We start from the raw sequence: 13,873 nt of genomic DNA, 5'->3' as shown, positions 1-13,873 counted from the left end.
TCAGGCCGGCAGCAGGCCGTGGCGGTGGGCCATCGTCGTCGCCTCGGTGCGGCTGCCGACGCCGAGCTTGGCCAGGATGTTCGACACGTGCACGCTGGCCGTCTTCGGGCTGATGTAGAGCACGCCGGCGATCTGGCCGTTGGACCGGCCCTCGGCCACCAGGCCCAGCACCTCCCGCTCCCGGTCGGTCAGCTTGAACTCGTTCTCGACGTCGGGGACCGGACCGTCGGGCTGCTCCAGGCGGATCCGCGCGCGTCGCACCAGCGCGCGGACGTCCTGGGCGGTGGCCGCGGCCAGGTCGTCGGCGTAGCGGAGACATTCCTGGGCGTCGGCGGCGGCCCCGGTGTCGAGCGCGGTCGCCGCCCGGGCCTCGGCCAGCCGGAACAGGCCGTAGCACAGCGGGAACAGCTCGGACGCCTCCCGGCACGCGGTCACCGCCGCCTGCCAGGCCCCCACCTCGCCCCGGCCGCCGGCGCGGGCCAGCTCGGCCCGGGCCATGGCCGCCGCGGCCCGGGCCGGTGGCGTCGTCGCGGGCAACGTCTCGATCAGCGTCCGCAGGGCGTCGACGTCACCCGGGTCACCGACCGCGCCCGGCCGGGCGTCGGCGTGAACACGGGCGCCCAGCCAGGCCAGGGGCCAGCAGTAGCGGACCGCCATCGGGACGATCGGCGGCCGTAGCGCCGGACGAACGTGGTCCCAGGCGGCCTCGAGGTCGCCGGCGGAGCGGGCCAGCTCACCGTCGAGATAGGCGAGCGGGACCGAGTACTGGACCTCTTCGTTGCCGCCGAGGTGGCGGCCGGCCTCCTGCCGGTCGGCGGCCGCGGCGGCGCGGTCGCCCTGCCAGAGGTGCAGCTCGGCGCGGAGCAGGAAGAGCGACGCGGCGAACATGCTGACCGGGTCGTCGGCGAGGGTCTCGGTGATCAGGTCCTGGGCCTCGCGCCAGCGCCCGAGCCGCAGCAGCGGCTCGACGATGTTGCCGGCCAGCATCGCGCCCCAGGACCGGGCCGAGCCCACCCGGCCGCTCAGCGCGAGGCCGTCCCGGGCCGCCTGGGTGGCCTCGGCGTGCCGGCCGATCATCTCGAGCAGGTCGGAGAGGTTGATGTAGCCGCGCAGCGCGGTGTTGTCGTACTGGTGCGCCCGGGCCAGGTCGATGCCCTGGTGCAGCGTGGCCAGGCCGGCCGGGACGTCGTCGAGATAGCCGGTCGCCGACCCCAGCGTGATCAGCGACTCGGCCTCGTAGGCGGTCGCGCCGGACTCGGCCGCGGCCGCGGCGGCGCGCCGGGCGATCGCCTGCGCCCCCTCCTCGTCACCGCTGCGCCGGACCATCGTGGCCAGCGAGGCCAGCACCGCGGCGTGGGTCACGGTGACCGGCCGCTCGGGCAGCAGCGCGAGAGCCTCCCGCAGTTGCGCGGCGGCCTCCTCGGTGCGTCCGCCGTGGCCGAGCAGATGCGCCCGGCGTTCGGCGACCCGCGCGCGGCGGACCGGGTCGGCGACCGACGCGGGGTCGGCGAGCACCTCGTCCACCAGCGACAGGCCGCGCTGGAGCTCGCCCGCGTAGAACGCGGCGTCGATCGCCGCGAGGTTGGCGTCGGTCCAGTCGATGCCGGCCCGTTCGACGGCGTCGCCGACCCGGGGCCAGAGCTGCAGCACGCGCTCGAAGTGGTGCAACGCTTCGGCGGGCGCGTACCGGGCGGCCGCGTGCTGGCCGGCCCGGACCGACGCCGAGAGCGCCCGGGGCAGGTCGAGCGCGGCGTACCAGTGGTGGGCCAGCGTGGCCGCGATCGAGCCGCTGTCCTCGCCGAGCAGCGTGGCGTCGCCGCTCAGGGCCTCCCCGTAGGCGGCGTGCAGCCGGACGCGTTCGCCGGGCAGCATGTCGTCGTAGAGTGCGTCGCGGGTGAGCTCGTGGCGGAACTCGTAGCCGTGGCCACTCGAGTCGATCACCAGCAGGTGGTGCTCGACGGCTTCGCGCAGCGCCGGGTGCAGCTCGGCCGGGCCGGTGCCGGACACGGCGGCCAGCAGCCGCTCGGAGATCCGCGGACCGGCCGCGGCGGCGACCCGTAGCACCGACTGCGCGGCCTCGGACACGGTCTCGGTGCGGGCCAGCAGCACGTCACGCAGCGAGGGCGGCAGCGCGGACGGATCGGCGCCGCCCTCGACCGCGGCCAGGATCTCCTCGACCAGGAACGCGTTGCCCTGCGACCGTTCGAAGACGACGTCGAGGAACGCGGCGTTCGAGCGTCGGCCGCGGATCGCCCGGAGCTGTTCGTCGACCTCGCGGCGGGTGAACCGGCCGACCTCGAGCCGTTCCACCGACCGCATGCGCTCCCAGCCGGTCACCAGCGGACGCAGCGGATGGCGGCGGTGCAGCTCGTCGGAGCGGTAGGTCATCAGCAGCATGACCCCGAGTTCCTGCAGCGTCTGGGCCAGGAACGAGACGAGATCGCGGGTGGAGCGGTCGGCCCAGTGCAGATCTTCGACGACCAGCAGCAGGGGCTGGTCGGCGGCGAGCCGGGTGATCAGGCCGAGGACCTGCTCGAGAAGCCGGCTGGTCGGATCCTCGGCGCTGGTGCCCGCGGTCGGGCCCAGCTCCGGCAGCAGCCGGGCGAGCTCCCGGCGGGCCGGGCCGAGCAGGCGGTCGAGCTCGTCGGGCGTGCTGGTCCGGGACAGGGTCCGGAGGACGTCCACCAGCGGGGCCAGGGCCAGGCCGGCGCCACCCAGGTCGACGCAGCGGCCGCGCAGCACCCGGACGCCGAAATCGTCGGCGGCTTCGCGGGCGACCTCGGCGACGAGCCGGGACTTGCCGACCCCGGCCTCACCGGAGAGCACCGCGACCGCGGGCTGCCCGGCGGTCACCCGCTCGAGAAGTGCCCGCAGCCGCGCCAGCTCCGCGCGCCGGCCCACGAGCACCGAGCTCACCAGCCCTCGCTCCATCGCTCCAGGGTGGACGTCGGCCGGGGGTTAGGGCAGGGGCCTAACGACCGATGTGCGGGCCAACAAAAGAGCGAGGGCCGTGCAACGCACGGCCCTCGCCTATCGGGAAGTTCCTCAGGCAAGACGCTTGCGACGCATGGTCGGTCTCCTTTCGGGCGGGGCCGGCGAGGTGCTCGGCGTGCTGAGGAAAACGCTAGGTCTAAGCAGGCAGGCGTTCCCATATGGCGCGTGCCGTATCTCGTTCGGACGCCTCCCGGCTAAGCCGCGGCGGCCGGTGCCGGCTCGGTTGACCTGCAGGTTCGCGGTCGACGCGCAACCGGGACCGCTGTCGCGTTGGCGACGCGTCCGAGCCGGTCGAATCCGGGGTCCTAGACGGTCCCAACAGCGCAATCAGCGAACCTGAGGTACCGCTAGGGAGGTTGCCCGATGCGCCCGGGAACGCCTTAGCCCGACTCTCGATCCCATGGAGATGCTCACGCTCGTGCGGAAGAATCGGACGCTGCGCCGGCTGCTGGCCGCGCTGGCGGTGTCCCAGGTCGGTGACTGGCTCTACAACCTCGCGCTGCTGGCGTTCGTGTACGACCGGACCCACTCGGTCGGCTGGACCGCGGCGACGACGGCCGCTCGGGTGATCCCGATCGTGCTGCTGACCCCGCTGGGCGGGGCGCTGGCCGACCGCTACGACCGGCGAGGGCTGATGATCGCGTCCGACGTCGTGCGGATGGCGACGATGGGGCTGCTGGCCGTCGTCGCGCTGGCCGGGCTGCCGGTGGTGCTGGCGCCGGTGCTGGCGGCGCTGGCGACCGTGGCGTCCACGGTGTACCCGCCGGCGGTGGCGGCGTCGGTGCCGCGGATGGTCGACGAGGCCGACCTGGCCCCGGCCAACGCCGCCCGCAGCGCGATCGCCTCGGCGTCGGTGCTGATCGGGCCGGCCGGTGGGGCGGTGTTGCTGCTGGCCGGTTCGCCCGCGGTCGCGTTCCTGATCAACGCGGCGACGTTCGGTCTGTCGGCGTTGTTGCTGGTGGGGTTGCGGCTGGGGTCGTCGCCCGGTTCCGCGGGCGCCGGTGGTCTCGTCACCGAGATGCGCGAGGGGCTCGGCGCGCTGCGGGCCAACCGGGCCGCGGTGTGGCTGATCGGCGCGGACGTGCTGTGCAGCCTGCTCTACGGCGGCCAGACCGTGCTGTTCCTGCTGCTGGGGCGTCAGCTCGGCTGGGGCGACGCCGGGTACGGGGTGCTGCTGGCCGGGGTGGGCGTCGGCGGGCTGCTCGGCGCGGTGATCGTCGCCCGGCTGGGCGTCGATCGGCAGACCCGGGGCGCGATCGCGGTCGTGCTGATGCTGGTCGCGGTGGCGGCCGCCGGGCTGGCCGTGGCGCCGGTGATGGTGGTGGCGGTCGTGCTGGCGGCGGCGGTCAGTGCCGGGTCGATGGTGGTGGAGATCGTGGTGGACACGGTGCTGGCCCGGACCCTGGACGAGGCCGTGCTGGCCCGGGCGTACGGGTTCTCGTACCCGGCGGCGATCGCCGGGATCGTGGCCGGGTCGCTGGTGGCCGCGCCGCTGGCCGGGGCGTTCGGGCTGGCCGGGGCGTTGGCGGTGCCCGCGGTGCTGATCGGTGGGTACGCGTTGCTGCTCGGGGTGGTGGCGACCCGGCCGGCCGCGCGGCCGGTGGCGGCTCCGGTCCCGGTTGCGGGTCCGGGTCCGGCGGTCGGGCGGGCCGTCGTGCGGTATCCGGCCGGGCCGTCGGCCGAGTGGTCCGGCACCTGGCGCCCGCCGGTCCCGGCCCCGTCCCCGGCGCCCGGCCCGTCCTCGGCGCCCGGCCGGGGTCCGGTGGTGGGCCGGGTGGCCGTCCAGCCCGCCGCCTGACCGACCGCGCCGACCCCCCCGGGGAGGAGCTCCCCGGGGCGTCGGCGTCACCGCAGGTAGGACGCGGTCCAGTTCGCCTGGTCTCCGGGATTCGACACCAGCCTCACCGACGAGCCGAGCCGGGTGATCCCGGCCTGGTCGAGGGTGGGCACGGGCTGGTCCGTCGGCCGCGCCGTGGACATCGACGCCGCCAGCACGAAGTCGTGCGCCAAGCGCACCCCGAACCGGTTCAGCTCGCGCGCGGGGGCCAGAATCGACCCGTTGACGGCCCGCCGGTACGGCTTGTTCGCCGCGAGTGACGCCGGGTCGTTGGTCACGTTGACGCTCGCCCACTCCGAGAACGCCCAGCCCGACGGCTTCGCGAACAGCAGCTCGGCCGCGTACTGACCGTTGGGCCCGGTCACCGTCAGTACGTCGACGAGTTGCAGTCCGGCCGGTCGGGACACCGTGAACGGCACCCGGACCATGGTCTCGGACTCCGTCCGCACGGCCCGGGCCAGCTTGACCGCCAGCTCGAGCGGCCGGTCGGCGTCGTACACGGTCAGGAACGCCCACGCGCCCGGCCCCCAGAACCAGTACAGCGTGCCGCCGGCCGCGCTCGGGACCCAGTGGCTCGGGATCCCGTTGCCGTAGATGTCGTCGGCGACCTGCGCGTTCGGGTGTTCCCCGGCCAGCACCTGGCCCTTGCCCCACACCTCGACGGTCGCGACCTTGGTGAACGCCGGCCCGCGACCGCGCAGCAGCGTGAGGCGCTGGCCCCAGCCGTTGGTCTCGGTCTCGACCCGGGTCACCCCGTCCGGCTGCCAGTCCAGGCTGATGTTCAGGTGCGCCGGGTTGAAACGGAACGCCGGCGACAGGTTCTGCGGCGGCGGTTGCTTCGCCACCGGGGCGTCGGACGTCCGCAGTCCGGGCAGGACGGCGGCCCCGACCACGAGCGCCACCACCGCGGCGGCGACCAGCATCGCTCCGGCTCGTCTCCTCCGGCGCCGCTTCGCGGCCAGAATCGCCTTCTCGACGTCGATCCGGCTGGCCGGCGGCTCGTCCGCCAGCAGTTCGCGCAGCAGCGTGCCGGCAGTTCGATCGTCCATGTCGTCACCTCCTCGTCTCGACGACGGCACTGTCGGTGAGTGCCTCGCGCAGCTTGTCCAGACCCCGCGCGGCCTGGCTCTTCACGGTCCCGGTCGCGCACTGCAGGGCGTCCGCGGTCTCCTCGACCGACAGGTCGCAGAAGAACCGCAGCACGAGCACCGCCCGCTGCCGGGGCGGCAGCTCGCGCATCGCGGCCTCGAGCGCGAGGCGGTCGGCCAGGTCGGGAGCGGCCGCGGCCGCGTCCTCCGGCAGCCGGTCCAGGAGCACGACCCGGCGGGCCCAGGCCATCCGCTGCTCGCCGAGGAAGACCCGGACCAGCACGGTCCGCGCGTACGCGGCCGGCGCGTCGGCCTTGGAGGCCTTCGACCAGTGCCGGTACAGCCTCTCGAGCGTGCTCTGCACCAGGTCGTCGGCCCGGTGCCAGTCCTGGCACAGCAGGTAGGCCACCCGTCTCAGCCCGGGGATCAGACCGTCGACGTACTCCCGGTATGCGTCATCGCTCCGGCCTGCCTCGGCCATCGCGTCCCTCCGTTCGCCGGTTCCACCCTTCTTGATGCGGACGTCCGACGGATCGGTTGCTCGCGATTTCGGCTACTGCGGACGCGTGAGCGCGCGGACGTCATCGGCGCGACGTTCGAGGCGTCTCGTCCGTCTCGGCGGGGAAGAGGATCGGGCTGAGCAGGTAGCGGGAGCGGGTCGCCGAGTACGGGTGGTCGAGAGCCGGTCGGATCGCGGCGCGGAGACCGTCGATCAGCGCGGTCAGTTCGTCCGGCGTGAGCCAGAGCGCGTGCTGCCGGTAGCCGACCGCGTCCTTCGACAGATCGGAGGACGTGCGGTCGAGGTAGGCGTCGAACTCGGCGGCGAGCGTGGCCATCGCGGTCGCGAACGCCCGGCGGTGGTCGTCGGGGGTGAGGGCGGCGGCGGTGTCCGGGTCGATGCCGGCCGCGGTGCGGTTCAGGCGGTAGTGGCGTTCGACCGCGCCACGGACCCGTCGCTCGGCGGCGATCTCGAGGACGCCGCCGGCCGCCAGCGCGTCGACGTGCCGGTAGACGGTCGCCTTGGAGACGTCGGGGAGCTTCTCCGCGAGCTCGGCCGTGGTCAAGGTCCGGTCGCCGCGCAGCGCGTGCACGATGCGGAGCCGGGCCGGATGCCCGAGCAGTTCGAAGACGTCCATGGCCGAACAATCTCATTTCCTGCTACCGTTTGCAAACTATGAGAAGGGTAGTGGAGGCGTTGGTGGCGGGCCGGTTCGACGAGGTCTCGTCGATGTTCTCGCCGCGGTTACGGGCGGTGGTCTCGGCGTCGGCGCTGGCCGCCGCGTGGGACGGGGAGATCGCCCGGGTGGGTGCGGTGGTGTCGGTCGGGGAGGCGGCGGAGGAGCCGGGGGTGGAGGGCCTCACCCGGGTGAGTACGCCGGTGACCGGCGAGCGGGGCGGGTTCACCGTGGTGATGTCTGTCGACGCCGACGAGGTGATCCACGGGTTGCGGCTGGCCCCGTCCGGACCGACCTCGGCGGGCTGGGCGCCGCCGCCCTACGCGCGGCCGACGCGGTTCGTCGAGCGGGAGATCCTGGACGGGGCCGGGACGCTGACCGTGCCGCGCCGGCGCGGGATCCGGCGACGGTCGCGGGTGGGCGTCGTGCTGCTCAGCGGTGGAGGACCGTTCGACCGGGACGAGACCAGCGGGGTGAACAAGCCGCTCAAGGACCTGGCCTGGGGCCTCGCGTCGCAAGGGATCGCGGTCGCCCGATTCGACAAGCCCGCGGTCGAGCCCGGCTGGACGATGTCCGACGAGTACCTGCCGCGCGCGCTGGCGGCAGCCGAGACGCTGTCCACCGACCGGATCTACCTGCTCGGACACAGCATGGGCGGGCGGGTCGCACCCCGGGTCGCGGCTGCCCTCCCGTCGATAGCGGGGTTGATCCTGCTGGCCGCGGACGCGGAGCCGCTGCACCACGCGGCCCTCCGGGTCGCGCGCCACCTCGGCTGGGATACGTCCACTCTGGAGCGGCAGGCCGCGCTCATCGACTCGCCGTCGCTGACCGCGGCGACCCCGGCCGCGGACCTTCCGTTCGGCTGGCCCGGGTCGTACTGGCTGGACCTCCGCGACGACGATCCGGTCGCGACCGCTGCGGCGGTGGACGTGCCGGTGCTGCTCCTGCAGGGAGGGCGCGACTACCAGGTCACGGTCGACGGGGACCTGGCGCGCTGGCGGGCCGGGCTTCCCCGGGCCGCGGTCCGGGTGTACGACGCGGACGACCACCTGTTCTTCCCGGGTTCCGGTCCTTCGACGCCGGCCGGATACCTCCCCGCGCAACACCTGGACGCAGCCGTGGTCGCCGACGTCGTGCGCTGGACCGCTGGTGACGGATCGTGAGCACGGGGCCGGTGGGGCCTGGATAGGCTAGTGCGCATGCCGTCGGCCGGGTATCTGATCGGGATCGATTTCGGAACGTCGAACACCGTCGGTGTTCTCCGGTACCCGGACGGCCGGAGCGAGTCGTTGCTGTTCGACGGGTCGCCGGTGCTCCCGTCGGCGGTCTGCCTCGACGAGGACGGCCGATTCCTGACCGGACGCGACGCGACGCACGTCGCCCGGACGCGGCCGGACGCCTACGAGCCGAACCCCAAGCGCCGCATCGACGACGGCACCGTGCTGCTCGGCGGCCGGGACGTCCGGGTCACCGAGCTGCTGGGCGCGGTGCTGTCGCGGGTGATGGCCGAGGCCGCGCGGGCGACGGGCCGGGCGCCGGAGCGGGTCGTGCTGACGCACCCGGTCGCCTGGGGCCCGCGGCGCCTCGACGTGCTGGACCAGGCCGCCCGGGTGGCCGGGATCTCGCTGCCGCTGATGGTGCCGGAACCGATCGCGGCGGCGTTCAGCTCGCTGACGTTACCGCGGATGAACCTGGCGCCCGGGCAGAGCGTCGTCGTCTACGACTTCGGGGGCGGGACGTTCGACGCGACGGTCGTGCGCCGGAACGCGTCCGGATTCGACGTCGCCGCCTACCAGGGGCTCGACGACGTCGGCGGGCTGGACATCGACGCGGCGGTCGTCGGGTATCTCGGGAACGCGCTCGGGCACCGGTCGCCGGAGGTGTGGGAGCGGCTGACCGCGCCGTCCTCGGGGACGGACCGGCGGGCGTCGCGGTTGCTGTGGGAGGACGCGCGGCAGGCCAAGGAGACGCTGTCGCGGACGTCGACCGTCCACATTCACGTACCGCTGCTGGACGACGAGGTGCCGCTGGGGCGGGAGCAGCTCGAGGAGCTGGCCCGGCCGTTGCTGGCCCGGACCGTGACCGTGACGCGGGACGTTCTCCGGACGGCGGCCGTGCCGGCCGGGAGCGTCGCGACCGTGCTGCTGGTGGGTGGGTCGAGCCGGATTCCGCTGGCCGCGACGCTGCTGCACCAGCAGCTCGGGGTGGCGCCGACGGTCGTGGAGAACCCGGAGCTGGTCGTGGCTCAGGGAGCGATCGCGGTGGGGGAGGCATTCGCCCGGGGCGCGTACATCCCGCCGGGCGCGCCGCCGACCGGGCCGGCCGCCGGCGGCCCGCCACGCGCGCCGGGCCCGGGTGAGTCGCCGTCCGGGGCGAGTCCGTTACCGGCGTCGAGCCCGCTGCCCGGTGCCGGAGGGTACGGGCCCGGCGGAGCCGGGTCCGTGTCGGGCGGGGGAGCGTACGGGCCCGGTGGGTCGGTGTCCGTTGGTGGCGCGTACGTGGGAGGCGGGCCGGGGTCCGTATCCGGGGGCGGCGCGCACGCGGCCCCCGGCGTCCCCGGCGCGGGCGGTGCGCCGCCCGGCGGGGGTGGTGCGCCGCCCGGCGGGGGTGGCCTCCCGGCGGGGCCGGGTGGGCCTTCGCTCGGGGTGGTCGGCCGGGCTCGGTCGAGGGCGTGGATCATCTGGGCGGTGGTCGGCGTCGTGTCGCTGACGCTGCTCGCCTGCTGCGGCTCGTGCGTCCGCGAGATCGCCCGCAACACCACCGTCACCGACCCCGACGCCACCGAGTCCGCCGCCGCGGCCCCGTCCGCACCCCCCTGCGACCAGCACCTGGCCTTCCTCGGCCCGCAGACCGGCCCCGACCGAGACCTCGGCGTCCGCGTCGACTACGGCGTCCGGCTCGCGGTGGCGCAGTACAACGCCTCCCACGACGGCTGCGACGTCGCGCTCACCACGCACGACACCGGCAGCGACCCGGCCAAGGCCGGCCGCCTCGCGAAACAGCTCGCCGACGACACCAGCGTGCTCGGCGTCGTCGGCCCGGTCACGCCGGCCGACACGGCGTCGGCCGGGGAACCGTTCGACAACGGCGGGTTACCGTTCGTCTCCCCGGTCGGGGACGCGACCGCCCTCGCCACCTGGAACCTGTACCACCAGGTGATCGGCGACGAGGACTCCTCGAACCTGGTCGCGCCGAACTACCTGACCAAGATCCTCAAGGCCCAGAAGGTGTACCTGGTCGACGACGGATCCACCCACGGCACCAAGCTGGCCGGCTACCTCAGCGACAGCCTCGACGACATCGCCGCCGGTCGCGACACGATCAAGCCCGACGTCGCCGACCCCACCGTCTACTCCGGCCTGGCCGCGCGGATCCAGGCGGCCGGCGCGACCGCGGTGTTCTACGCCGGTGACCCGGCCGTCGGTGGTCGGCTCCGCAAGGCGCTCACCGACAACGGCGGCCGGGACGTGAAGCTGTTCGGTTCGTCCGACCTCGACGCCCCGGCGTTCTTCGACCAGGCCGGCGACGCCGCCGAGGGCACCGCGCTGTTCGGCCCGTTCTTCCCCGAGGCCGACGCCCCGCCGACGTTCCGCGACGCCTACCGGGCCGCGTACGGCGAGCAGCCGGGCCGCTACTCGGCCGAGGGCTTCGACTCCGCGAAGATCTTCCTCGACGGCATCGAGGCCGGCACCGCGGACCGCGCGACGATGGCGACGTTCGTGAACAACTACGACGCCGACGGCCTGACCAAGCACCTCCGGTTCAACGATCTGGGCGACCTGGCCAGCCCGGTGATGTGGCTCTACGAGGCCAAGAGTGGCCATTTCGTCAGCGCGGGCAAGCTCTCAACGTCCTGATTTGGGACCTCCGGTGTAACGGTAGGGTGGCCGGGTGCTCGCCCAGGGACTCCGGCTCGGGAATCGGTATCTGCTCACCCGTCGTATCGCCAAGGGGGGCATGGGCGAGGTCTGGGAGTGCACCGACACGCTGTTACACCGCACGGTCGCGGTGAAGGCGCTGTTACCCGCGCTGATCGACGACGAGCAGTTCATCACCCGGTTCCGGGCCGAGGCGCGGATGATGGCGGCGCTGCGCCATCCGGGAATCGTCCAGATCTACGACTACGGCGAGAACGTCGAGGTCGGGGACGTGCGGATCGACTACCTGGTGATGGAGTACATCGAGGGTGCGCCGCTGGCGCAGCGGATCGAGTCGGCGCGGCGGCTCGGGGTCGCCGAGACGCTGTCGATCGTCGCCCAGGCCGCGGAGGCGTTACAGGTCGCGCACGACTCCGGAATCGTGCACCGGGACGTGAAGCCGAGCAACCTGATGGTGCGCGCGGACGGCGCGATCGTGCTGGTCGACTTCGGGATCGCGCGGTCGGGGGCCGGGAACGGCACGTCGGTCATCATCGCGTCGCCGCAGTTCATGGCGCCGGAGCAGGCCGCGCGCGGTCCGGTGACGCCGGCCATCGACGTGTTCGCGCTGGGGGCGGTGGCGTACTGCTGTCTGAGCGGGAAGCCACCGTTTCCCGGGGACGATCCGGTGCAGGTGATCGCCGCGCTGATGCACGGGTCGCCGGCTCCGTTGCCCGCGGACGTGCCCGGGCCGGTCGCGGACCTGGTGTTCCGGGCGTTGGCGAAGGAGCCGTCGCAGCGGCCGCCGAGCGCGGCGGCGTTCGCGGCCGCGGCCCGCGCGGCGTCGACTACGGATCCGATCGCCGCGGTGGCGTCACCGGCCTCGGGGGCCGGTCCCGGTGCCTGGCCGGCCTTCGACTCGGGCGCCGGCTACGTCGATGGTCCTGACCCGGGCGGCTATCCGGCGCCACCGCCGGTGCCGGCCGGCCCGGCGCTGCCGTGGCCGCCGCTGTTCCCCTCCGGCCCGGTCCCGCCCGGCGCGTCCCTCCCGACGATGCCGACGCCTCCGTCGTCGGCCGCCCCTGCCGTCCGGAGTGCCGCACTCCGGCGGACGCCCGACGGCCCGCCGACGCCAGTCGCCGGCGGTCCCGGCGGACCGGCGGTGCCGCTCGCGGGTGGGCAGCGCGGGCCGGTGAATCCGGGCGGAGGCGGGCCGGTCGCCGGCGGGCATCGGGGGCGGAAGTACGCGATTGGTGGGGTTGCGGCGGCGGTTGCGCTCGGGCTGATCGCGATCGGGGGAGTGATCGTGCTCCGGTCCGGCGGCGACGAGAACCTGCAGGCCACGGCCCAACAATCGCTGGGCGCACCCCAGGGCGCGGGCGTCGGCGAGAACCCGAGCGTCCCGTCCGGCGGCGGCTCCACCCCGTCGGCCCCACCGTCGCCGACGACCAGCACCACGGTGACCCCGTCGCCGCGGCCCGGGAAGACCACCGGGCAGTCCGCCGAGGACCCGGTCCGGTCAGCGCCCACCGGCTTCTACCAGCTCGAGAACGCCAACTACGACGGCTACTGCCTGTCCGCCAACCTCGGCCAATCCTCCAGCGGCGCCGGCACCCACTCGATCTACCTCGTCACATGCAACCCGGGCGCCGACGGCCAATGGTGGTCGGTGCAGTCGTCCGGCCAGCTGAAGAACCGGCTGGCCGGCGACGGAGGCACCAGCTGGTGCCTGTCCGGCAACCTCACGACCCCACCGAACGGCTTCTCCGGCACCCACGGCGCCTACACGTCCCAGTGCAACGCGAACACCGCCGGCCAGTACTGGCAGCTCCGCGCCGGCGCCGGGGACACCTGGAAGATCGGCAGCAACGTCCCGGTCGACGGCGCCACCTGGGAACTGAGCACCACGTCGTCGAGCCCGCTCGCCGGCGGCGGCTACCAGGTCTTCACCGCCAACCCGGGCAACGGCTCCGTCGCCACCCACCTCTGGCGGCTCGCTCAGCCCTGACCGTCCGGCGGGCGGGGCGTGCGCTCGACGATCGCGCGTAGCGCCTCGACGTGCGCCAGGAACCGGGCCCGCCCCTGGTCGGTCGCCCGCACGGTGGTCTTGGGTACCCGACCCAGATAGGTGCGCCGCTGCTCGACGTCGCCATTGGTCTTGAGCGTCGCCAGTTGCTTGGAGAGCGCGGAGTCCGAGAGCGCGACCTGGTCGCGCAGGAAGGCGAAGTCGCACCAGTCGACCGAGCAGAGGACCGACATGAGGGCCAGCCGGGTCGGGTCCGACAGGAGTCGGTCCAGGCCCGGCGTCCGGCTCCAGGCCGGGGATTCGGTCATCGAGCCGGACGGTGGGGCGCGCCGACCAGCTGAGCCAGCGCGAGCACCCCGACGATGAACGCGCCGGCCAGGACGCCGTCCACCGTGTACGGGAACCGGTGCAGGCCGAGGTCGTCGGCCAGCCGCTCGGCGGCCCCGCTACCGAAGCGCGCGGCCAGCCACCCGCCGACCGCTCCGGCGATCACGACGACCATCACCGCACGCGCGTCGTACGACCGCGGCTGCACCCCGCGGAGCTGGCTGAGCAGCGCGGTTCCGCTCGCGTACCGCGCGATCATCACGACCGCCAGCACGACGACGATCACCCCGGCGAGCACTTTCGCCCCGCTGAGGCTGACGAAGTCGTTGCTCGCGACGCCGGCCGCGATCAGTACGAACGCCGCGGCGTAGAACCACCACGGCAGGCGGGCCGCCCGCCGGGCCCGGTCCTGATGGGACTGCACGGCCGCGAGCGCTTCGGCCGCAGTGCGCTGTTCGTCGTCCATGACGCCTCCCTCGACTACTTGCCTATCTAGAAAGTAGTCACTGTTTTCCGTTCGGGCAAGTAGTGGCTCACGGCTGGGGCCAACCGTTAGAGTGACGGCTAAC

At 74.0% G+C, this 13,873-nt stretch carries 10 protein-coding genes; 4 read left to right on the top strand and 6 right to left on the bottom strand.

Annotated elements, in window-relative coordinates; translation table 11 throughout:
* Nucleotides 1-2,931, bottom strand: coding sequence for a helix-turn-helix transcriptional regulator (locus FL583_RS33650; RefSeq protein ID WP_142708932.1), 2,931 nt, complete (start codon nt 2,929-2,931; stop codon nt 1-3).
* 463 nt (nt 2,932-3,394) lie between these two features.
* Between FL583_RS33650 and FL583_RS33645 the strand changes: the two genes are divergently transcribed.
* Nucleotides 3,395-4,792, top strand: coding sequence for an MFS transporter (locus tag FL583_RS33645; RefSeq protein ID WP_142708931.1), 1,398 nt, complete (start codon nt 3,395-3,397; stop codon nt 4,790-4,792).
* A 47-nt stretch (nt 4,793-4,839) separates the two neighbouring features.
* On the opposite strand, the gene FL583_RS33640 is transcribed toward FL583_RS33645, so the two are convergent.
* The 3 genes from FL583_RS33640 to FL583_RS33630 form a co-directional block, all read right to left on the bottom strand.
* A complete protein-coding gene (locus FL583_RS33640; RefSeq protein ID WP_142708930.1) occupies nt 4,840-5,880 on the bottom strand; it encodes a hypothetical protein in 1,041 nt (346 codons plus the stop codon).
* 4 nt (nt 5,881-5,884) lie between these two features.
* Nucleotides 5,885-6,400: a SigE family RNA polymerase sigma factor gene (locus FL583_RS33635; protein WP_142708929.1), complete on the bottom strand. Its 516-nt coding sequence runs from the start codon at nt 6,398-6,400 to the stop codon at nt 5,885-5,887.
* A gap of 100 nt (nt 6,401-6,500) precedes the next feature.
* Nucleotides 6,501-7,055 carry a helix-turn-helix domain-containing protein gene (locus tag FL583_RS33630; protein WP_142708928.1) on the bottom strand — a complete coding sequence of 185 codons (555 nt, stop codon included), beginning with the start codon at nt 7,053-7,055 and terminating at the stop codon, nt 6,501-6,503.
* Nucleotides 7,056-7,093: 38 nt separating this feature from the next.
* Between FL583_RS33630 and FL583_RS33625 the strand changes: the two genes are divergently transcribed.
* From FL583_RS33625 to FL583_RS33615, 3 genes are read left to right on the top strand one after another with little or no spacing between them, the layout of a single operon-like run.
* On the top strand, nt 7,094-8,257 hold the full coding sequence (locus tag FL583_RS33625) for a DUF3887 domain-containing protein (RefSeq protein ID WP_142708927.1): 1,164 nt from the start codon (nt 7,094-7,096) through the stop codon (nt 8,255-8,257).
* 36 nt (nt 8,258-8,293) lie between these two features.
* A complete protein-coding gene (locus FL583_RS33620; RefSeq protein WP_142708926.1) occupies nt 8,294-10,951 on the top strand; it encodes an ABC transporter substrate-binding protein in 2,658 nt (885 codons plus the stop codon).
* Nucleotides 10,952-10,985: 34 nt separating this feature from the next.
* A complete protein-coding gene (locus tag FL583_RS33615) occupies nt 10,986-12,959 on the top strand; it encodes a serine/threonine-protein kinase (protein ID WP_142708925.1) in 1,974 nt (657 codons plus the stop codon).
* On the opposite strand, the gene FL583_RS33610 is transcribed toward FL583_RS33615, so the two are convergent.
* Together FL583_RS33610 and FL583_RS33605 are read right to left on the bottom strand one after the other, a co-directional pair.
* Nucleotides 12,950-13,285 carry a winged helix-turn-helix domain-containing protein gene (locus tag FL583_RS33610; RefSeq protein WP_142708924.1) on the bottom strand — a complete coding sequence of 112 codons (336 nt, stop codon included), beginning with the start codon at nt 13,283-13,285 and terminating at the stop codon, nt 12,950-12,952. The two genes, FL583_RS33615 and FL583_RS33610, sit on opposite strands and share 10 nt — an antisense overlap.
* Nucleotides 13,282-13,770, bottom strand: a complete 489-nt coding sequence (locus FL583_RS33605; protein ID WP_142708923.1) for a hypothetical protein — start codon at nt 13,768-13,770, stop codon at nt 13,282-13,284. The genes FL583_RS33610 and FL583_RS33605 overlap by 4 nt, the downstream gene beginning before the upstream one ends.
* Nucleotides 13,771-13,873 lie beyond the last annotated feature (103 nt).

The sequence above is a fragment of the Cryptosporangium phraense genome, assembly GCF_006912135.1.
GTDB lineage: Bacteria > Actinomycetota > Actinomycetes > Mycobacteriales > Cryptosporangiaceae > Cryptosporangium > Cryptosporangium phraense.
Note: the sequence above shows the minus strand (reverse complement) of the source record. Positions and strands in the feature narration are given on the sequence as shown.